This window comes from Kitasatospora sp. NPDC059747 (assembly GCF_042732955.1).
Taxonomy (GTDB): domain Bacteria; phylum Actinomycetota; class Actinomycetes; order Streptomycetales; family Streptomycetaceae; genus Kitasatospora.
On the sequence record NZ_JBHWGV010000059.1, the window covers coordinates 12,761 to 32,320 of the forward strand.

Annotated in this window: 19 protein-coding genes and 1 pseudogene; 19 read left to right on the plus strand and 1 reads right to left on the minus strand. The window is 72.8% G+C overall.

Features of this window, described 5'->3' with window-relative positions; translation table 11 throughout:
• Positions 1 to 168 precede the first annotated feature (168 nt).
• The 14 genes from rimM (at position 169) to ACFV4G_RS24705 (ending at position 13,090) form a co-directional block, all read left to right on the plus strand.
• Positions 169 to 792, plus strand: coding sequence for a ribosome maturation factor RimM (gene rimM, locus ACFV4G_RS24640; RefSeq protein ID WP_380443861.1), 624 nt, complete (start codon positions 169 to 171; stop codon positions 790 to 792).
• A gap of 26 nt (positions 793 to 818) precedes the next feature.
• Positions 819 to 1,637, plus strand: a complete 819-nt coding sequence (gene trmD, locus ACFV4G_RS24645; RefSeq protein WP_380443918.1) for a tRNA (guanosine(37)-N1)-methyltransferase TrmD — start codon at positions 819 to 821, stop codon at positions 1,635 to 1,637.
• 154 nt (positions 1,638 to 1,791) lie between these two features.
• Positions 1,792 to 2,142: a 50S ribosomal protein L19 gene (gene rplS / locus ACFV4G_RS24650; protein ID WP_063347674.1), complete on the plus strand. Its 351-nt coding sequence runs from the start codon at positions 1,792 to 1,794 to the stop codon at positions 2,140 to 2,142.
• 245 nt (positions 2,143 to 2,387) lie between these two features.
• Complete coding sequence (lepB, locus tag ACFV4G_RS24655) at positions 2,388 to 3,206, plus strand: signal peptidase I (RefSeq protein WP_380443863.1); 819 nt, start codon at positions 2,388 to 2,390, stop codon at positions 3,204 to 3,206.
• A 28-nt stretch (positions 3,207 to 3,234) separates the two neighbouring features.
• Positions 3,235 to 4,122: a signal peptidase I gene (gene lepB / locus ACFV4G_RS24660; protein WP_380443865.1), complete on the plus strand. Its 888-nt coding sequence runs from the start codon at positions 3,235 to 3,237 to the stop codon at positions 4,120 to 4,122.
• Positions 4,123 to 4,361: 239 nt separating this feature from the next.
• Positions 4,362 to 5,363 (plus strand): signal peptidase I, encoded by a 1,002-nt coding sequence (gene lepB / locus ACFV4G_RS24665; RefSeq protein ID WP_380443867.1) that lies wholly within the window; start codon positions 4,362 to 4,364, stop codon positions 5,361 to 5,363.
• 145 nt (positions 5,364 to 5,508) lie between these two features.
• Positions 5,509 to 6,264 (plus strand): signal peptidase I, encoded by a 756-nt coding sequence (lepB, locus tag ACFV4G_RS24670; protein ID WP_380443869.1) that lies wholly within the window; start codon positions 5,509 to 5,511, stop codon positions 6,262 to 6,264.
• 112 nt (positions 6,265 to 6,376) lie between these two features.
• Positions 6,377 to 6,850 (plus strand): NUDIX hydrolase, encoded by a 474-nt coding sequence (locus tag ACFV4G_RS24675; RefSeq protein WP_380443871.1) that lies wholly within the window; start codon positions 6,377 to 6,379, stop codon positions 6,848 to 6,850.
• Positions 6,851 to 6,905: 55 nt separating this feature from the next.
• On the plus strand, positions 6,906 to 7,232 hold the full coding sequence (locus ACFV4G_RS24680) for a DUF2469 domain-containing protein (RefSeq protein ID WP_329929696.1): 327 nt from the start codon (positions 6,906 to 6,908) through the stop codon (positions 7,230 to 7,232).
• A 210-nt stretch (positions 7,233 to 7,442) separates the two neighbouring features.
• Positions 7,443 to 7,901, plus strand: a complete 459-nt coding sequence (locus tag ACFV4G_RS24685; RefSeq protein WP_359969624.1) for a YraN family protein — start codon at positions 7,443 to 7,445, stop codon at positions 7,899 to 7,901.
• Positions 7,901 to 9,610: a YifB family Mg chelatase-like AAA ATPase gene (locus ACFV4G_RS24690; RefSeq protein WP_380443873.1), complete on the plus strand. Its 1,710-nt coding sequence runs from the start codon at positions 7,901 to 7,903 to the stop codon at positions 9,608 to 9,610. Before ACFV4G_RS24685 ends, ACFV4G_RS24690 begins: the two co-directional genes overlap by 1 nt.
• Positions 9,607 to 10,803, plus strand: coding sequence for a DNA-processing protein DprA (gene dprA, locus ACFV4G_RS24695; protein ID WP_380443875.1), 1,197 nt, complete (start codon positions 9,607 to 9,609; stop codon positions 10,801 to 10,803). The genes ACFV4G_RS24690 and dprA overlap by 4 nt, the downstream gene beginning before the upstream one ends.
• A 739-nt stretch (positions 10,804 to 11,542) precedes the next feature.
• Positions 11,543 to 12,379 carry an RNA polymerase sigma factor WhiG gene (gene whiG / locus ACFV4G_RS24700; protein WP_380443920.1) on the plus strand — a complete coding sequence of 279 codons (837 nt, stop codon included), beginning with the start codon at positions 11,543 to 11,545 and terminating at the stop codon, positions 12,377 to 12,379.
• 123 nt (positions 12,380 to 12,502) lie between these two features.
• Entirely contained in the window at positions 12,503 to 13,090 is a 588-nt protein-coding gene (locus tag ACFV4G_RS24705) for a TetR/AcrR family transcriptional regulator (protein WP_380443922.1), read from the plus strand.
• 131 nt (positions 13,091 to 13,221) lie between these two features.
• On the opposite strand, the pseudogene ACFV4G_RS24710 reads toward ACFV4G_RS24705, so the two are convergent.
• Positions 13,222 to 13,929, minus strand: a pseudogene (locus ACFV4G_RS24710) (peptidoglycan DD-metalloendopeptidase family protein); the annotation flags it as partial.
• Between the two features lie 517 nt (positions 13,930 to 14,446).
• Between ACFV4G_RS24710 and rpsB the strand changes: the two are divergent.
• The 5 genes from rpsB to ACFV4G_RS24735 all read left to right on the plus strand — a co-directional run bounded on the left by rpsB (position 14,447) and on the right by ACFV4G_RS24735 (position 19,465).
• A complete protein-coding gene (rpsB, locus tag ACFV4G_RS24715) occupies positions 14,447 to 15,334 on the plus strand; it encodes a 30S ribosomal protein S2 (protein WP_380443877.1) in 888 nt (295 codons plus the stop codon).
• A gap of 128 nt (positions 15,335 to 15,462) precedes the next feature.
• On the plus strand, positions 15,463 to 16,302 hold the full coding sequence (tsf, locus tag ACFV4G_RS24720) for a translation elongation factor Ts (RefSeq protein ID WP_280685338.1): 840 nt from the start codon (positions 15,463 to 15,465) through the stop codon (positions 16,300 to 16,302).
• 261 nt (positions 16,303 to 16,563) lie between these two features.
• A complete protein-coding gene (gene pyrH / locus ACFV4G_RS24725) occupies positions 16,564 to 17,328 on the plus strand; it encodes a UMP kinase (RefSeq protein ID WP_189923573.1) in 765 nt (254 codons plus the stop codon).
• Between the two features lie 98 nt (positions 17,329 to 17,426).
• A complete protein-coding gene (gene frr / locus ACFV4G_RS24730) occupies positions 17,427 to 17,984 on the plus strand; it encodes a ribosome recycling factor (RefSeq protein WP_380443880.1) in 558 nt (185 codons plus the stop codon).
• Positions 17,984 to 19,465 (plus strand): phosphatidate cytidylyltransferase, encoded by a 1,482-nt coding sequence (locus ACFV4G_RS24735; RefSeq protein ID WP_380443882.1) that lies wholly within the window; start codon positions 17,984 to 17,986, stop codon positions 19,463 to 19,465. The genes frr and ACFV4G_RS24735 overlap by 1 nt, the downstream gene beginning before the upstream one ends.
• Positions 19,466 to 19,560 lie beyond the last annotated feature (95 nt).

Consider the following 19,560-nt stretch of genomic DNA (forward strand, 5'->3'; position numbering starts at 1 on the left):
CGAGCCCGCCCCGCCGCGGCCGCGGCGGGGCGGGGGGGGGGCCCGGGCGGGTGCGGGGGCCGCGCCCGCCCCCCCCTTTTCGCATCCGGCCACCATGTTCCCGCCCCGCGAGGGCGTGGACGTGGCCGGCTTCCCGTCCAGCTCAGGAACTCCAGGAGAACGATCACCGTGCAGCTCGTCGTCGGCAAGATCGGCCGCGCCCACGGCATCAGGGGGGACGTCAGCGTCGAGGTCCGCACCGACGAGCCGGAGCTCCGGCTCGGCCCGGGGGCCGTCGTCCTCACCGACCCCGCGTCGGTCGGGCCGCTGACCGTCGAGTCCGGCCGGGTGCACAGCGGGCGGCTGCTGCTGCGCTTCGCCGGCGTCAAGGACCGCAACGCGGCGGAGGCGCTCCGCGGCACCCTGCTGATCTCCGAGGTCGACCCGGACGAGACCCCCGATGACCCGGAGGAGTACTACGACCACCAGCTGATCGGGCTGGACGTGGTGCTCTCCGACGGCACCCCGGTCGGCGAGCTCACCGAGGTCGTCCACCTGCCGTACCAGGACCTGCTCACGGTGAGGAAGGCCGACGGGACGGAGGTGCTGGTGCCCTTCGTCAGCCAGATCGTGCCGATCATCGACCTGGAGAACCAGCGCGCCGTGATCACCCCGCCGGCCGGGCTCATCGACCCGGAGCGGGCCGAGGTGGCGGGCAGTGCTGCCGCCGCGGCCCCGGAGGACTCTGGCGAGGGCGCCCAGGAGGACTCCCCGGAGGGCGCCCACGGCGACTCGCAGGAAGGCGAGAAGTGACGGCGGCCGGGGGCGTCCAGACGGGGATGCGGCTCGACGTCGTTTCGATCTTCCCGGAGTACCTGGAACCCCTGAACGTCTCACTCGTCGGCAAGGCGCGCGCCCGCGGCCAGCTGGACGTGCACGTCCACGACCTGCGGGACTGGACGCACGACGTCCACCGGACGGTCGACGACAGCCCGTACGGCGGCGGCCCCGGCATGGTGATGAAGCCCGAGCCGTGGGGCGAGGCCCTGGACGCGGTGGTCGCCGCCGGCCCCGAGGGGCAGGTGCCGACGCTGGTGGTGCCCACCCCGAGCGGGCGCCCGTTCACCCAGGAGCTGGCCCAGGAACTGGCCGGCCGCCCCTGGCTGGCCTTCGCGCCCGCCCGGTACGAGGGCATCGACCGGCGGGTGATCGAGGAGGCGGCCACCCGGATGCCGGTGGTCGAGGCCTCGATCGGCGACTACGTGCTGGCCGGCGGCGAGGTCGCCGTGCTGGTGATGGTCGAGGCGATCGCCCGGCTGCTGCCGGGGGTGCTCGGCAACGCCGAGTCCCACCGGGACGACTCCTTCGCCCCCGGCGCGATGGCCGACCTCCTGGAGGGCCCGGTCTACACCAAGCCCGCCGAGTGGCGCGGCCGGACCGTGCCCGACGTGCTGCTCAGCGGCAACCACGGCCGCATCGCCCGCTGGCGCCGGGACGAGGCCTTCGCCCGTACGCTGGCGAACCGCCCCGACCTGGTGGAGCGCTGGCAGTACGGCGCCTTCGACAAGAAGGACCGGGCGGCGCTCTCCGTCCTCGGCCTGGCCTGGGACGACGAGCTCGGCCGATTTCGGTCCGCGGCCGTGGGTGTGGAAGAATAGGCCGCTGCTGTCTGTCGCTGGGCCCCTTCCGTAGGGGTCACGTGGACCGGCGCCCCCGCCACGGGGGGAACGCCGCCAGCCGATGCGGCCCGCAGCAGACCCCATTGCGACGAACTTCCGTGGGCGGCCCGTGGCGCCTGCGATGGAGAGCAACATGAGCAACAAGCTCGCTGCTGTCGACGCGGCCTCGCTGCGTAGCGACATCCCGGCCTTCCGCGCCGGTGACACCCTGAAGGTCCACGTCCGGGTCATCGAGGGCAACCGCTCCCGTGTCCAGGTCTTCCAGGGCGTCGTCATCCGCCGCCACGGTGCGGGCGTCGGTGAGACCTTCACCGTCCGCAAGGTCAGCTTCAACGTCGGCGTGGAGCGCACCTTCCCGGTGCACACCCCGGTCGTCGAGAAGATCGAGGTCGTGACCCGCGGTGCGGTTCGCCGCGCCAAGCTGTACTACCTGCGTGACCTCCGCGGCAAGGCCGCGAAGATCAAGGAGAAGCGCGACCGCTGATCCACCGGCCCCCGGCCTCGCCGGGGGATCGGAGCGCTCCCGGGGGCGCGGCTGCCGCACGGTAAGCTCAGCCCCCGATGAGCACGCACGAACCACCCGCGGACCGCGACGGCAGTCCCGCACCCTCCGGTGCGGACTCGCCGCCGCGGTCCGCGGTCGTTTCCGCGGTTGTTCCGGCCGCCGCCACTGCGGTTGCTCCTGCGATTGCTCCTGCGGCGGGTCGCAGGGCGGTTTCCGCGGACGCGGTGGGCGACGCGGCCGATGACGGTGGCGCTGCCGACGGCGTTGCCGATGCCGACGGCGTTGCCGATGCCGACGGCGATGGCAAGACCGACGGCGATGGCAAGACCGACGGCGATGGTGAGGCTGCGGACGACGAGGAGCCGGGGCGCTCGCGCTCGCGGGACCTCCTGCTCCTGGCGGGCATCTGCCTGTCCGCGCTGCTCCTGGTGAACGCCTTCGTCGCGCGGCCGTTCACGGTGCCGTCCGGGTCGATGGAGGACACCCTCCGCCCCGGCGACCGGCTGATCGCGAACCAGCTCGCCTACGTCTTCGGCGAGCACCCCCGGCGGGGCGACGTCGTGGTGTTCGACGGGACGGGCTCCTTCCTTCCGGAGCCGGACCGGCCGGCCGGCTTCTGGGACGGGCTGCGCTCGCTCGGCCGGGACCTCGGGCTGGCCCCGGCCGGCGACACGGTGTACGTCAAGCGGGTGATCGGCATCGGCGGCGACCGCGTGACCAGCACCGGGCCCGGCGGGCGGATCACCGTCAACGGTGTGCCGATCGACGAGTCCTCCTACCTCGCCCCGGGCGACGAGCCGTCCGGCGTGGCCTTCGACGTGGTGGTGCCGGCCGGCAAGCTGTGGGTGATGGGCGACCACCGCAGGGCCTCCCGGGACTCCCGCGATCACCTCGGCGAGCCCGGCGGCGGGTTCGTGCCGGAGAGCAGGGTGATCGGCCGGGCGGACTGGGTGGTCTTCCCGATCGCGCGCTGGAACAGCCTGGACCGGCCGGCGGCCTTCGCCGCGACAGCGGGGACGGGTGGTCATGGGGACCAGAGGTAGGGGCCGACTGGCAGACCACCCCGCCGAGGTGGCGGGGGAGGGCGCCGAGGGTGGCGACGGCGTCGTTCCGGCCCGTGGCCGGGCCGATCGACGCCGCACCGCGCAGCGCGCGGCCCGGCGGCGCAAGCGCTCGCTGCTGCGCGAGTTCCCGCTGATCGTCCTGGTGGCCCTGCTGGTGGCGCTGGTGATGAAGACCTTCATGATCCAGGTCTTCGTGATCCCCTCGGGGTCGATGGAGCAGACCATCCAGGTCGGGGACCGGGTACTGGTGGACAAGTTCACCCCCTGGTTCGGCAACGAGCCGTCGCGCGGAGACGTCGTGGTGTTCAAGGACCCCGGCGGCTGGCTGGAGAGCGATCACAAGCCGTCCGACGACGGTCCGATCCTGGGCGGGGCCAAGCAGGTCCTCACTTTCGTCGGGCTGCTGCCGTCCGACAGCGAGCAGGATCTGATCAAGCGGGTCATCGGCGTCGGCGGGGACACCGTGGAGTGCTGCGACGCGCAGGGGCGGTTGAGCGTCAACGGCACGCCGGTGGAGGAGCCCTACCTCTCGCCCGGGAACCCGCCGTCCCGGCAGCCCTTCAAGGTGAAGGTGCCCCAGGGCCGGCTCTGGGTCATGGGCGACCACCGGGACGTGTCCGCCGACTCCCGTTTCCACATGGGGAATCCCGGCCAGGGCACGATCCCGCTGAGCGGTGTGGTCGGCCGGGCCTTCGTGATCGCCTGGCCGCTGGACCGCTTCCATCAACTTGACGAGCCGAGTTCACTCTCCTCTCTGGCACGTGCTCCGCAGGCCGCCGGAACTGCGCCGAATTCGGTGCCCGTTGGGCCGGTTCCGATGGAACCTCCGCTCGTTATGGGTGTGTTGGGCATCCTTCCGCTTGCCGTTCGCAGGCCGGACGGGCCTTCGCGGTAGGCCACGCCGGCCGCCGACCCACCGGGTCGCGCGCGTGGGACCGCGAGCCGGATGCCTGGGAGTGATAGAGAAGTGCAGGCGCGGCCGGGCTTTCCGGCTGAGCGTCGAGGCTGTGCTGGTGTCAGGGGCGCCCGTGGTGGGCAGCCCTGAGGCGTTCATGGTCGTAGTGAGCGTGGTGCCCGCTGTGCGGCACTCCGAGCGCGGGCGCACGGGCGTCCGCACAGCAGGGAGGAGACGTTGTGGGGGATTTGGTGATCGGCGCCCGCTCAGGCGCCGGAGAGCCCGAGGGCTCCGGCAGCCGGGCGGACCGGTCCGCCGAGTCCGCAGCGCCGTCGGCCTCGGTCGAGGACGCGGCGGCCCAGTCCGCCGACGAGCCGGGCGACGGGACGGGCGGTACCCCGGGCGAGCTCCGGAGCGGGGCCGGGCCGGCGGACGAGTCGGAGGGCAAGGCGTCCGACAAGGACAAGAAGCCGCGATCGTTCTGGAAGGAACTGCCGATCCTGATCGGCATCGCGCTGGTCCTGGCCCTGGTGATCAAGACCTTCTTCGTCCAGGCCTTCTCCATCCCGTCGGAGTCGATGCAGAACACGCTGCAGGTCGGTGACCGCGTCCTCGTGGACAAGCTGACCCCCTGGTTCGGGGCCGAGCCCGAGCGCGGCGAGGTCGTGGTGTTCCACGACCCGGGCGGCTGGCTGAACGACGAGCCCGTCCAGCAGAGCAGCAACTCCTTCCTCCGGGGGGTGCAGGACGTCCTCAGCTTCGTCGGCCTGATGCCCTCGGCCAACGAGAAGGACCTGATCAAGCGGGTCATCGCGGTCGGCGGCGACACCGTCGAGTGCGAGAGCGGCGGTCCGGTCAAGGTGAACGGCGTCGCGCTCAACGAGCCGTACATCTTCCCGGGCAACAACCCCTGCAGCCGGACCTTCGGACCGCTGAAGGTGCCGTCGGGCCGGATCTGGGTGATGGGCGACCACCGCGACGACTCGCTGGACTCCCGCTTCCACATGGACCAGCCGGGCGGCGGGACCGTTCCGGTGGACGACGTGATCGGGCGCGCCTTCGTGGTGGCCTGGCCGATCGACCGCTGGGCGACGCTGCCGGTGCCGAGCACCTTCGACCAGAAGGGCCTGGCGGCGGGCGTGCCGCTGGTGCCGCCGGTGGCCGGCGCGGCGGGAGCCGTGGCGCTGCTCCCACTGGTGCGCCGGGTGCGGAACAGGTCGGACCGCCGGAAGGACTCCTGAGCTCCGGCAGCTCCTCCCCAGCTCTTGCGCGGGCCGTGGTACCGACGAGTAATCTGCTCGGACGTGCCACGGCCCGACGGGTTTTCCGCCTGTGCCTCCGGCGCACCCGGGGCGTGCTCCGGCGGGTCAGAGCTGGACGGTGTCGATGAGCAGTGTCGTGGAACAGACCGCCGACCGGCCGGTCACGCCCACCCGGCCGCGCCACCGGGCGGCCGCCGTGATCCAGGGCGTCCTGATCGGGCTCGGCCTGGTGCTGTTGGTCGGCGGCTTCGCTGTGATCGCGGTCGGCTACCGGCCCTACAACATCCCCTCGGGCTCGATGTCCCCCACACTGGAGGTCGGGGACACGGTGCTCGCCCGGAAGACCGACGGCGGCTCCGTCGGCCGGGGTGACGTCGTGGTCTTCAAGGACCAGGCCTGGGGCGGCGAGCTCATGGTCAAGCGGGTCGTCGCGGTGGGCGGGGACACCGTGGCCTCCGCCGAGGACGGCCGCGGGCTGACGGTGAACGGGACCCCGGTCGCCGAGCCCTACCTCGCGGCGCAGGGTCCGCAGGGCACGGCCTTCAGCGTCACGGTGCCGCAGGGGCGGCTCTTCCTGCTCGGCGACAACCGGATCGTCTCGCTCGACTCCCGCACCCACTTGTCGGTCGACGGCGGGACCGTCGCGGCCGACGCCGTCGAGGCCCGGGTGGAGGCGACGGCGATGCCGTTCGGCCGGATGGGTGGGTTCACCCGGACCACGGCGTTCGACGGCCTCGCCGGTCCGCGGGCCGCTCAGCCCGGTCCGCTGGTCCCGGCGGCGGTGGCCACCGTGGCCGGCGCGGCGCTGATCGTCGTGACCTCGGCGGTGGGCGGCGTGGCCGGTCTGGCCCGCCGGTTCCGTCGGGGGCGCGCATCCTGAGCGCGGCCGCCGCCTGCCGGGCCGCTCTGTCGAACATCGCCCCGGATGGACGCGTCGGGTGGCAGGATCGGTACCACCACCGGTGCGGACGGAAGGGGTGTGAAGAGCTGCCATGACGGTACGGCGTCGCCAGGCGGCGCGGATCCTGCTGCTGGACGGGTCGGACCGCGTCCTCCTCTTCCTGGGCTCGGATCCGGCGGTGCCGGACGTGACCTGGTGGTTCACCCCGGGAGGCGGTTTGGAACCCGGGGAGGACGTGCGCGACGCCGCCGCGCGGGAGCTCGTGGAGGAAACCGGTTTGCGGGGCGTGGAGCTGGGGCCCTTGGTGGGGTACGGCACGGTGTCGTTCTCCTTCCGGGGACAGCGCTACGAGCAGGAGCAGTGGTTCCACCTGGCCCGGACCGAGGCCACCGGCCTCGACCACTCGGGCATGGGCGACGAGGAACACGCCGAGTTGCTCGCGGCACGCTGGTGGACGCTCGAGGAGCTGAGGCGGACCGCCGAGACGGTCTACCCGGCCGGACTGGCCGACTTCCTGGAGCGACTGCTGGTACAGGGCCCGCCGGTCGCTCCGGTACGGCTCTGAGCGTGGGTGCGGTGGTCCACAATGGGTGGACGTGACAAGTTGAGGGGACGCCTGGATGAGTGCCGAAGATCTCGAGAAGTACGAGACCGAGATGGAGCTCAAGCTCTACCGGGAGTACCGGGACGTCGTCGGCCTGTTCAAGTACGTGATCGAGACCGAGCGACGTTTCTACCTCACCAACGACTACGAGCTGCAGGTGCACTCGGTCCAGGGTGAGGTCTTCTTCGAGGTGTCGATGGCGGATGCGTGGGTCTGGGACATGTACCGGCCGGCCCGGTTCGTCCGCAAGGTCCGGGTGCTGACCTTCAAGGACGTGAACATCGAGGAACTCGCGAAGAGCGATCTGGAGCTGCCCTCGGACGACGCCGGCTTCGGGAACTGACGTTGGACCGCCCGGTTCCGCGTTGTCCAGGGGAATTTCGCGCAATCGGGGATTCTCACTCCTGCGGGTGACGGAAGTTATCCACAGGCGCGAGTTGTCCACAGGAAAAGGGAAATACCGGGTCCCGTCGAGCACGGCGTTGCAACCTCCACGGCGGAGGTGGTCACCGTGCAGAACACGACCGTGCAGAACCCGACCGCGCAGGGCGCGATCACCCGGCAGGCCCGCCAGGGCGGGCCGGACAGGCCGAGCAAGACCAGCCTCGGCCGCTACGGCGAGCGGGTCGCCGCCCGCCGCCTCGCGGAGGACGGACTCCGCATCCTGGACCGCAACTGGCGCTGCGCCGAGGGCGAGCTGGACATCGTCGCCCTCGACGGCGACACCGTGGCGGTCTGCGAGGTGAAGACCCGCTCCGAGCGGGGCTTCCAGCAGCCGACCGAGGCCATCGACCAGGCCAAGGCGGCCCGGCTGCAGCGGCTGGCCGAGCGGTGGCTGGCCGAGCGCTGGCCCGGGCACTTCGCGCAGCTGGCCGGGCCCGGGTACGACCCCGGGCCCGCCGATCCGCAGTGGCCGCCCGTCCCGCCGGGCGGGGTGCGGATCGACCTGGTCGCGGTCATCAACCGGTCCCGGGGCGCCGCCTCGGTGGACCACCTGCGGGGGGTGGTCTGATGGCCTTCGCCCGTACCTGTTCCGTCGCGCTGGTCGGCGTCGACGGGGTGATCGTCGAGGTCCAGGCCGATCTGGAGCCCGGGGTGGCCGCGTTCACCCTGGTCGGCTTGCCCGACAAGGCGCTGTCCGAGGCCCGCGACCGGGTGCGCGCGGCCGTCGTGAACAGCGGCGAGGCGTGGCCGCAGCGCAAGCTGACCGTCGGCCTCAGCCCCGCCTCCGTGCCCAAGAGCGGCAGCGGCTTCGACCTCGCGGTGGCCTGCGCCGTGCTGGCCGCCGCCGAGCGGCTCGACCCGTCGGCCATCGCCGACCTGCTGATCATCGGCGAACTGGGGCTGGACGGCCGGGTGCGGCCCGTCCGCGGAGTGCTGCCCTCGGTGCTGGCCGCCACCGACGCCGGGTACGAGCGGGTCGTCGTCGCCGAGCAGACGGCGGCCGAGGCCTCGCTCGTCCCCGGGGCGAAGGTGATCGGGGTCCGCAGCCTGCGCCAGCTGCTCGCCGTCCTCACCGGTGTGCCCGCGCCGGAGGAGCCGCCCGATCCGATCACGGGCCGCCCCGATCCCCTGATGGCCGGGCTCATGCTGCCGAGCGCGGGCGTGCGGGGCCTGCCCGACGACAAGGCGGCCCGCCTCGACATGGCCGACGTGGCCGGTCAGTACGAGGCCCGGCGGGCCCTGGAGATCGCCGCCGCCGGGGGACACCACCTGTACCTGAAGGGGCCGCCGGGGGCCGGCAAGACGATGCTGGCCGAGCGGCTGCCCTCGCTGCTCCCGCCGCTCACACAGAAGGAGGCGCTGGAGGTCACCGCGGTGCACTCGGTGGCGGGCCTGCTCCCGGCGGGCCGTCCGCTGATCGACCGCGCCCCGTACTGCTCCCCGCACCACTCGACCACCATGCCGGCGATCGTGGGTGGCGGCAGCGGCCTGCCCAGACCGGGCGCGGTGTCGCTGGCCCACCGGGGCGTCCTGTTCCTGGACGAGGCACCGGAGTTCCCCGTCCGGGTGCTCGACGCGCTGCGGCAGCCGCTGGAGTCGGGCGAGGTGGTGATCGCGCGCTCGGCCGGATCGCTCCGGCTCCCGGCCCGGTTCCTGCTCTGCCTCGCGGCCAATCCCTGTCCGTGCGGCCGGTACTCACGGCGGGGCGAGGGGTGCGAGTGCACCCCGGCGATGGTGAGCCGCTACCAGGGGCGGCTGTCGGGGCCGTTGCTCGACCGGGTGGACCTCCAGGTCCAGGTCGCCCCGGTGACCAGGGTCGAGCTCATGGAGCGGGACACCACGGCGGAGACCACCGAGATCATCGCGGCCCGGGTGCTGGCCGCGCGGGAGCGGGCGGCCGCCCGGCTGGCCAGCACGCCCTGGCGGGTCAACGCCGAGGTTCCGGGGCACGAACTGCGGACGCGCTGGCAGCTCGCCCCCGGCGCGCTGAACGACGCCGCACGGCAGTTGGAGCGCGGGCTGCTCACCGCCCGGGGCCTGGACCGGGTGCTCCGGGTCGCCTGGACGGTCGCGGACCTCGCCGGCCGGGACCGACCGGACCAACGGGACGTGCGGACGGCGCTGGTCCTGCGCACCGGCGTGGAGCACGGCCTGCCGCTCACCGAACGCGCCTTCGGGCGTCTCGGGGGCGTCCCCGCTCAGCGGAGCAGTCCAGGGAAGGGCCCAATCGGAGGAGCCCGCGACGAGTACCCGGCGGACGAGGACGGTGACGCATGAACCGGATGACGGCGGATCCTCAACAGCCGCAGCCGCAGCCGCAGCCGCCGCCGCCGACGACGGCCGCGCAGCCCGAGCCGGAACGGCTCGCCCGGGTGCTGCTCAGCCGCCTGAGCGAGCCCGGGGACGCGGTGGTCGGCCGGTGGCTCCGCCAGCTCGCCGCCGCCGAGGTGGTCCAGGCGATCCGGGAGGGCGCCGTGCCCGACCACCCCGGGCTCGACGGGCCCCGCCTGGCCGGCTACCAGGCGAGACTTCCCGGTCTGGACCCGGCCGAGGACCTGGAACGGGTACGAGCCTCCGGTGGACGCTTCATCATTCCGGGGGACACGGAGTGGCCCAGCCAGCTCGACGACCTGGGCGACGGGCGGCCGGTCGGGCTCTGGACGACCGGTACCGGGTCGCTGCGCCTGCTGGCCCTCCGCTCGGTGGCGGTGGTGGGCTCCCGGGCCTGCACGGCCTACGGCGCGCACGTCGCGGGGGAGCTGTCAGCCCAACTCGCCGAGCGGGGCTGGGTGGTGGTGTCCGGAGCCGCCTACGGGATCGACGCCGCCGCCCACCGCGGAGCCCTGGCGGTGGGCGGGCTGACCGTCGGTGTCCTCGCCTGCGGGGTCGATGTCGCGTATCCCAAGGGCAACGCCGAATTGATCCGGCGGATCGGGGTCCAGGGCCTGTTGGTCAGCGAACTACCGCCAGGGGAGCACCCGAACCGCTTCCGCTTCGTGTTGCGCAACCGGGTCATCGCGGCCCTCACCAGGGGCACCGTGGTGGTGGAGGCGGCCGTGCGGAGCGGGGCACTGAGCACGGCCAGACGGGCGCGGGACCTCAACCGGCACACCATGGGCGTGGCCGGGCCGGTCACCTCCGAACTCTCGGCGGGCGTGCACGCCCTGATCCGCAGCGGCGGCGCCACGCTGGTCACCGACGCGGCGGAGGTGACGGAATTGATCGGTGCGATCGGGGACGACCTCGCGCCGCCGCGGGCCGGGCCGGTCCTGCCGCGGGACCTGCTGGAGCCGCCGGTCGCACGGGTGCTGGAGGCCGTGCCGGCGACGGCCGAGGGCGCGCCGGTCGAGCGGCTGGCCCGGCAGTCGGGGCTGCCGCCGGACGAAGTGCTCCAGCGGCTCTACGAGTTGGGCTCGCTCGGCTTCGTGGAGCGGCACGGCGCGCACTGGCGAATCGTGCGGAGGAGGTGATCGCGGGGAGAGGCGAACAGCTGCGCTGATGGGGGCTGCAAGAAGGAGTGACGGGAGATCGGGGGGTTGACCTGCCGAACCGGTTCGTCCACTGCGGGTGCCCGGATCCGGTGACGAGAACGCCACCGGATCGAGGGACGACCGAGTGGCGGTAGCGCATTGCAGTGAGTCGGTCACGCTACGCTCCACATGCCTTCCCTATCAGCACATGACTCGGCAGAACGGCGCAGACCAACGCATGCCCACACACATTCCCGGACACAGAGTGACCGGTGGCGCCCGGTCCTCGGGAGGACCGCGCACCGAGCGGCGCCCCGTGACCGAGTACCCGCCCAAGGCGACGGGGGCGATGGGGAGCCTGTCACGGCAGGGCGGCCGGCCGGCGTCGGTGCCCGGCCAGCCCGCCGAGGCCGCCGGTCCCGACCCGGCCGGCCCCGATGCCGTCGGGTCCGACGCGGTCGACGGGGCTGACGCCGGTACCGGCGGGGGCGAGGTCGTGGTCGGTACGGGCACGTGGATCGGCGCAGCCGCCGACGGTCCGACCGGGGCGAGTGCCGTCACGGAGGCGCCCGAGGCGGTGCCACCACCGGCGCCCCCGCCCGGACCGGGACGGCAGGCTCCGCCCCCGGCTCCAGCGTTGCCCCCGACGCAGGCCCCATCCCCGGCCCTATCCCCGACGCAGGCTCCGCCCCCGGCTCAGGCCCCATGCCCGGCCCAGGTTCCGCCCCGGGCCCAAGCGCTGCCCCCGCCGTCGGCCCCGTCCGCGAGCCCGTCGGCGCCTTCGCCCCGCCGAGGGCCGGAGGCGGGCAGCCCCGCGCGCAGCGCGCTGGAGGAACTCTGGCGCTCCTACAAGGAGACCGGCGACCAGCGGCTGCGGGAGCAGCTGATCCTGCACTACTCACCGCTCGTCAAGTACGTGGCGGGCCGGGTCGGGGTGGGTCTGCCCTCCAACGTCGAGCAGGCCGACTTCGTCTCCTCCGGGGTCTTCGGGCTGATCGACGCGATCGAGAAGTTCGACATCGACCGGGCCATCAAGTTCGAGACCTATGCGATCAGCCGCATCCGCGGCGCGATCATCGACGAACTGAGGGCACTGGACTGGATCCCGCGCTCGGTGCGGCAGAAGGCCAAGGCGGTCGAGCGGACGTACGCGACGCTGGAGGCCCGGCTGCGCCGGACCCCGCACGAGCCTGAGGTCGCGGCGGAGATGGGCATCGCGATCGAGGACCTGCACGCCATCTTCAGCCAGCTGTCGCTCGCCAACGTCGTGGCGCTCGACGAGCTGCTGCACCCCGTGGGGGAGGGCGGCGACCGGCTGAGCCTGGTGGACACCCTGGAGGACCACGGCGCCGACAACCCCGTCGAGGTGGCCGAGGACCGGGAGCTGCGCAGGCTGCTGGCCCAGGCGGTCAACACCCTCCCGGAGCGCGAGAAGACAGTGGTGACGCTCTACTACTACGAGGGCTTGACCCTCGCCGAGATCGGCCAGGTCCTCGGGGTGACGGAGAGCCGGGTGAGCCAGATCCACACCAAGTCCGTCCTGCAGCTGCGCGCCAAGCTGTCGGACGTCCGGTAGTGCGTGCGGCCGCCCGCTCGGGCGTGCGGTTCCGGCCGGGCAGCCCGAGGTTTGCGCGGCGGCGTATCGGCCGCGTGTAGGTCTCCGTAAAGTGGGAGCGTGCCGAAGATCCGAGCGGCCACGGTGGCCGAGCATCGCCAGCTGCAGCGGGCAGCTCTCCTCGACGCTGCCCGCGTCCTGCTCACCGAGGGGGGCATGGAGGCGCTGACCTTCCCCGCCCTCGCGGCGCGGACCGGGCTCGCGCGCTCCTCGGTCTACGAGTACTTCCGCTCCCGCGCCGCGGTGGTCGAGGCGCTGTGCGAGATGGACTTCCCGCTCTGGGCGGCCGAGATCGAGGCCGGGATGGAGAGCTGCGACACGGCGGCCGGCCGCATCGAGGCCTACGTCCGGGGACAGCTGGCGCTCGCCGCCGATCCGCGCCACCGGGCGGTCGTGGCGATCTCGGCGCTGGAGCTCGACGAGGCCGCGCGCGAGCGGATCCGGGCGGCGCACGGGAAGCTGGTCGGCCTGGTCACCCTGGCCCTGGAAGAGCTTGGCCACACTCAGCCGAGGCTCACCGCGGCGCTGCTCCAGGGGGTCGTCGAGGCGGCCGTCCGCCATGGCGAGCAACTGGCGGCGGCAGGAGCCGCGGTCGGTGGCCTCGCCGAGAGCCCCGAGCAGATCGCCGACGCCGCCGTCGCGATGGCCCTGCACGGTCTCTCCCGCAGCTGAACCGCCGGATCCTTCGCGGCTGAGCCGCCGATCGGCACAGGTCGCCCCGGTCGAGGCGAGGCGCCCGTCGGCGAACCCGTCGGCAGCAGCCGCGCCGCGCCCGCGCCGAACAGGGCGAGCGGGTCGAGGTAGCGGTCGCCGCGCAGCAGACCCCAGTGCAGGCAGCCCCGCCCGGCACAGTGCCGCCCCTCTCCGGCGAGCGGGGCGAGCGGGGCCAGCCGCCCGATCACCTGCCCGGCGCCGACCGTGCCGCCCACGGGCACAGTGCCGGTGACGGGGAGATAGGTGGTCCGCAGGGCGGGAGCCCCCGAGCCGGGGTGCGTCACCGTCACCACCGGGCGGCCCGCGACCAGCCCGGAGAACGTGACCACTCCCGGAGCCGCAGCCCTGATCTCCGCTGCCGCCGGGGCGGCCAGGTCCACGCCGCGGTGCCCGGCGGACCACGGCTTCGCCGGTGCCACGAACCGCCCGAGCACCCCGCCGGGCCCACCCACCGGCCATGCCCGTCCAGGCGCCGGTCCGGCAGAGATGCCGCCCCCGGAGTCACCCGGGCCCGAACGCCCCGCCACGGCAAGAGACCCAAGACCGCGCGCGGCCGCAGCACCCGCCAGGACGAGCGCCATCACAACGCACAGCACCACGAACAGCACCGAGAATGCCGCCGACGAAGCCGGCAAAGCCGACAAAGTCGACGACATCCCCCGAACCCCACCACGACCAGTCATGCGCCCGAGCGTCCAGGCCGCGAAGCGCCCACACCACCCCCTTCGGGATTCCTGTGGACAAACCGTCCCCGCGAACGCGCGGTATCCCCCGAATGGGTGTACGGACGCCGTCATCCGGTGTACAAGCGCTTCCCGGCGGCCCCGCGGACCCACCGTCGCGAATGTCGTCGCGAACGTCGTAGCGACGGCACTCCGACCAGACTCCGACCACACTCCGACCGCGCTCCGGCCCGCGCCGGGGGCGCCCGTGCCGCCGGGCGGCCGCCCGTCCGCGGCCCCTCCGCCACCTGCGGAGTCGCCCCCCACTCGGCGCTTCCCGTACACTTCACACGCGACCCGGTCCGCCGGGTCGACTTCGCACGCCCCGCCACCGGTGGACGGATGCGGCTCGGCCGCCGCCCCCGCCAGGTGCGAGTGCCGCTCGGTCCGCCGAGCCCGCCCCGGTCCCCGACCTAGCGGGTTCAAGCGGCTCGGCACGTTCGGGGCGTCAGGCGTGGCTGTCACCTGACCGCCACGGACAAACCGAGCCTGACCCGGCCGTACACGCAGTCACCCGAACGGGGAGCGCCATCGCGCGAGCCCCGGGACGGCCTGCGCGGCAGCCGGGCCGTAACACCTGAGGAGAACGGCTATGGCCGTCGTCACGATGCGGGAGCTGCTGGAGAGCGGCGTCCACTTCGGTCACCAGACCCGCCGCTGGAACCCGAAGATGAAGCGCTTCATCATCACCGAGCGCAACGGCATCTACATCATCGACCTCCTGCAGTCGCTGAACTACATCGACCGCGCCTTCGAGTTCATCAAGGAGACCGTTGCCCACGGCGGCAGCGTCCTCTTCGTCGGCACGAAGAAGCAGGCCCAGGAGGCCATCGCCGAGCAGGCCACCCGCGTGGGCATGCCCTACGTGAACCAGCGCTGGCTCGGCGGCATGCTGACCAACTTCTCGACCGTCTACAAGCGTCTGCAGCGCCTCAAGGAGCTCGGCGAGCTGGACTTCTCGGACGTGGCCGGCTCCGGCCTCACCAAGAAGGAGCTCCTGGTCCTCCAGCGCGAGCACGACAAGCTGGAGAAGACCCTCGGCGGTATCCGTGACATGCAGCGCGTTCCCAGCGCCGTGTGGATCGTGGACACCAAGAAGGAGCACATCGCGGTCGGCGAGGCCCGGAAGCTCAACATCCCGGTCGTCGCCATCCTCGACACCAACTGCGACCCCGACGAGGTCGACTACAAGATCCCGGGCAACGACGACGCGATCCGCTCCGTCACCCTGCTGACCCGCGTGATCGCCGACGCCGTCGCCGAGGGCCTCAAGTCCCGCGCCGGTGTCGCCAAGGGCGACGCCAAGGCCGAGCCGGGTGCCGACCAGCCGCTGGCCGACTGGGAGAAGGACCTCATCGAGGGCGAGAAGAAGGCCGAGGAGGCCCCCGCCGCCGCCGAGGCTGCTGTCGCTGAGGCTGCTGTCGCTGAGGCCCCTGCTGCTGAGGCCCCGGCCGCCGAGGCTCCGGCCGAGCAGGCCTGACGTACCAAGGGTGAGGGGCACTCGCCGGTACGACGCCGGTAGGTGCCCCTCTCTCCCGTGCCGGGACCGGACAACGGTCCCGGCACATCCCCACGCAGACACGCGAGACGCGAGAAGAGATTCACACCATGGCGAACTTCACCGCCGCGGACGTCAAGAAGCTCCGTGAGCTCACCGGCGCCGGCATGATGGACTGCAAGAAGGCCCTGGACGAGGCCGAGGGCAACGTCGAGAAGGCCGTCGAGCTCCTGCGCATCAAGGGCCAGAAGGGCGTCGCCAAGCGCGAGGGCCGTGACGCCTCCAACGGCGCCGTCGCCGCGCTGATCGCCGAGGACAAGAAGTCCGGCGTGCTGGTCGAGCTCAACTGCGAGACCGACTTCGTCGCCAAGGGTGACAACTTCGTCAAGGTCGCCGACGCGATCGCCGCCCACGTGGCCAAGACCGCCCCGGCCGACCTGGACGCCGCCCTGGCTTCCGAGATCGAGGCCGGCAAGACCGTCCAGCAGTTCGTCGACGAGGCCAACGCGACCCTGGGCGAGAAGATCGTCTTCCGTCGCTTCGCCCAGTTCGACGGTGACGGCTTCGTCGCGGTCTACCTCCACAAGACCAGCCCCGACCTGCCGCCGGCCGTCGGCGTCCTGGTCGAGCTGGACAAGGAGAACGCCGAGGTCGCCAAGGACGTCGCGCAGCACATCGCCGCCTTCGCGCCGAAGTACCTGTCCCGCGAGGACATCCCGGCCGAGGACATCGAGAACGAGCGTCGCGTCGCCGAGGCCACCGCTCGCGAGGAGGGCAAGCCGGAGGCCGCCCTGCCGAAGATCGTCGAGGGTCGCGTCACCGGCTTCGTGAAGGAGAACTCCGTCCTGGAGCAGGCCTTCGCGAAGGACAACAAGAAGTCCGTCGCCAAGGTCCTCGAGGAGAACGGCGTCGCCCTCAAGCGCTTCGCCCGCTTCCGCGTCGGCGCCTGAGCCACGTTCCCCCTGGTCCCCGGCGCGCTTACGCTGGGAACCGCCCCCGCCCGCTGACCCGGGCGGGAGGAACGCCGAACGGGCTCACCCAGCGACAACCGCCACGGGCGGGCCGCGTCGGCACCATGAACGACGAGGAGGCCATTGCCGTGCAGGACACCGAACCGGTTCCCGCGGCAGTGGCCTCCTCGCGTGTACGCGCAGACCGGGCACCCGCACACCCGCGTCTGTGAACCAAGTAGGTGCAGAAGGAGAAGTCCCATGCAGGAGACGCAGGAGACCGCGCAGGACCCCAAGGACGGCTCGCGCCGCCGGGTGCTGCTGAAGCTGTCCGGTGAAGCCTTCGCCGGTGGCGGCGGGCTCGGCGTCGACCCGGACGTCGTGCACGCGATCGCCCGGGAGATCGCCACGGTCGTGCGCGCCGGCACCGAGGTCGCCGTGGTCATCGGCGGCGGCAACTTCTTCCGCGGCGCGGAGCTGCAGGTCCGTGGCATGGACCGGGCCCGGTCCGACTACATGGGCATGCTCGGCACCGTGATGAACTGTCTCGCGCTCCAGGACTTCCTGGTCAAGGAGGGCATCGAGACCCGCGTACAGACCGCGATCACGATGGGCCAGGTCGCCGAGCCGTACCTGCCGCTGCGGGCCGTCCGGCACCTGGAGAAGGGCCGCGTGGTGATCTTCGGCGCCGGTATGGGCATGCCGTACTTCTCCACCGACACCACGGCCGTCCAGCGGGCGCTGGAGATCCACGCGGACGTCCTGCTGATGGGCAAGAACGGCGTGGACGGCGTCTACGACTCCGACCCGCGGACCAACCCGGACGCGGTCAAGTTCGACGCGCTGGAGTACTCCGAGGTCATCGCCCGCGACCTGAAGGTCGCCGACCTCACCGCCATCACGCTGTGCAAGGACAACAACCTCCCGATGCTGGTGTTCGAGCTGCTCGCGGAGGGCAATATCGCGCGCGCGGTGAAGAGTGAGAAGATCGGCACACTCATCAGCCAGGATTCCGTCCGGGCCTGAGCAGCAACCAGCCGTACGGGACGGCGTCGGCGCCGTGACCGGGCGCCACGCCGACACCGGTCGGGACAACAGCAGATGAACCGGACAGGGAGACCACAGTGATCGAAGAGACCCTCCTCGAGGCCGAGGAGAAGATGGAGAAGGCCGTCCTCGTCGCCAAGGACGACCTCGCGGCCATCCGCACCGGCCGTGCCCACCCGGCGATGTTCGCCAAGATCGTCGCCGAGTACTACGGCGCCGTGACCCCCATCAACCAGCTGGCCTCGTTCTCGGTGCCGGAGCCCCGGATGGCGGTCGTCTCGCCGTTCGACAAGACCGCGCTGAAGGCCATCGAGCAGGCCATCCGCGACTCCGACCTGGGCGTCAACCCCTCGAACGACGGCTCCATCATCCGGGTGGTGCTGCCCGAGCTCACCGAGGAGCGCCGCCGGGAGTTCATCAAGATCGCCCGCACCAAGGGCGAGGACGCCAAGGTCTCGATCCGCGCCGTGCGCCGCAAGGCCAAGGACGGCATCGACAAGCTGGTCAAGGACGGCGAGGTCGGCGAGGACGAGGGCCGCCGCGCCGAGAAGGAGCTCGACGACACCACGGCCAAGTACGTGGCCCAGGTCGACGAGCTGCTCAAGCACAAGGAAGCCGAGCTGCTCGAAGTCTGATGAACGACGCCCCTGACGCCCCTGGCTACTGGGGCCCATCCGACCAGCAGTTCCAGCCCTACCGCCCGGCGCCGCAGCCGCAGGCCCCCCGGCAGCCGTCGCACGCGGCGCCCGGGTACGCCGATCCCACGGCGCCGGGGTACGGCGATCCCGCCGCACCGGGCCCGCAGGTCGCCCAGGGCGCGCCCGGCGCCGTCCCGGGCGACCAGGGCGGCCGAACGGGTCACGCGTCGCAGCCCCCGGTGTACTGGGGCCCCGACGCGGAGGAGACTCAGGTCATGCCTCCCGTACCGGCCGACCCGGTCCCGCCCGTCGGCCCCGGCCTGCCCGGCGGTCCGGCCGCGGGCCCGGCGGCCGGTGCGCACCCCTCGGCCCGCCAGGACGCGGGCCAGACGCGGGAGGCGGGCCGGCTGAGCGGTCCGCTGTTCCGGGACGAGCATCCCGCTGCGGCGGTGCCGGGCGCGTCGGAGACCGTCGTGCTGCGCGCGATGACCGATGACGTCGCCCCCGCCCCCGGCCACGGCGCTCCGCCGTACCCGGGGGCTCCGGCGCACCCCGCGCCTCCGTCGAGCCACCCGGCGGCCGGGCATCCCCCCTTCGTGCCGTCGTCCCACCCAGGGCAGGAGACGCCCGTGGCCCAGCCCGAGCCGCAGCCCCAGCCCCGCAAGCAGCGCGGCGGCCGTAACCTCCAGGCCGCGATAGGGGTCGGGGTCGGTCTCGGCGCGGTGATCATCGCCTCGCTGTTCGTGGTGAAGGCGCTGTTCCTGGTCGTCGTGATGGCCGCGGCGTCGGTCGGCGTCTGGGAGCTGACGAGCCGGCTGTCCGAGCGCAAGCAGATCAAGGCGCCGCTGGTCCCGCTGGTCGCGGGCGGCATCGCGATGATCGCCACCGGCTACTGGGCCGGGGTCCAGTGGGCCGCGGCCTCGCTCGCGCTGACCGGGCTCGCGGTGATGGTCTGGCGGATGGCCGAGCCGCCGGACAACTACCTGCGGGACATAACGGCGGGTGTGTTCACCGCCTTCTACGTGCCGTTCCTCGCGACCTTCGTGGCGATGATGCTGGCGGCCGACGACGGCCCCCAGCGGATCGTGCTCTTCCTGATCGTCACGATCTGCAGCGACACCGGCGCCTACGCGGTGGGCTACAGGTTCGGGAAGAACAAGCTGGCCCCGACGATCAGCCCGGGCAAGACCCGCGAGGGCCTGGCGGGCGGCATCGGCCTGTCGATGCTGGCCGGCGCCCTGCTGATGCAGCTGATCATCGACGGCGGCAGCTGGTGGCAGGGCCTGATCCTGGGCGGCTGCGCGGCCGTCACCGCGACCCTGGGCGACCTGGGCGAGTCGATGATCAAGCGCGACCTCGGCATCAAGGACATGGGCACGCTGCTGCCCGGCCACGGCGGGATCATGGACCGGCTGGACTCGCTCCTGCCGACCGCCCCGGTGGTCTGGCTGCTGCTCGCCGCCTTCGTCGGCAGCTAGCGCACCCACGCACGCGCGCGGGGGGGGGGGGGGGGCCGCCCGGGCCGCGGGGGCGGGCGCGGGGCGGCGCGCGCTGCACACCACCAAACACCCCG

Bases quoted from the DNA above. Each gene is read 5' to 3' on its own strand.
- pyrH (WP_189923573.1), top strand. From the start codon at position 16,564: ATGCAGGAGACGCAGGAGACCGCGCAGGACCCCAAGGACGGCTCGCGC.
- lepB (WP_380443869.1), top strand. From the start codon at position 5,509: ATGAGCAGTGTCGTGGAACAGACCGCCGACCGGCCGGTCACGCCCACC.
- ACFV4G_RS24735 (WP_380443882.1), top strand. From the start codon at position 17,984: ATGAACGACGCCCCTGACGCCCCTGGCTACTGGGGCCCATCCGACCAG.
- ACFV4G_RS24680 (WP_329929696.1), top strand. From the start codon at position 6,906: ATGAGTGCCGAAGATCTCGAGAAGTACGAGACCGAGATGGAGCTCAAG.
- ACFV4G_RS24675 (WP_380443871.1), top strand. From the start codon at position 6,377: ATGACGGTACGGCGTCGCCAGGCGGCGCGGATCCTGCTGCTGGACGGG.
- ACFV4G_RS24690 (WP_380443873.1), top strand. From the start codon at position 7,901: ATGGCCTTCGCCCGTACCTGTTCCGTCGCGCTGGTCGGCGTCGACGGG.
- dprA (WP_380443875.1), top strand. From the start codon at position 9,607: ATGAACCGGATGACGGCGGATCCTCAACAGCCGCAGCCGCAGCCGCAG.
- rplS (WP_063347674.1), top strand. From the start codon at position 1,792: ATGAGCAACAAGCTCGCTGCTGTCGACGCGGCCTCGCTGCGTAGCGAC.
- tsf (WP_280685338.1), top strand. From the start codon at position 15,463: ATGGCGAACTTCACCGCCGCGGACGTCAAGAAGCTCCGTGAGCTCACC.
- rpsB (WP_380443877.1), top strand. From the start codon at position 14,447: ATGGCCGTCGTCACGATGCGGGAGCTGCTGGAGAGCGGCGTCCACTTC.
- trmD (WP_380443918.1), top strand. From the start codon at position 819: ATGCGGCTCGACGTCGTTTCGATCTTCCCGGAGTACCTGGAACCCCTG.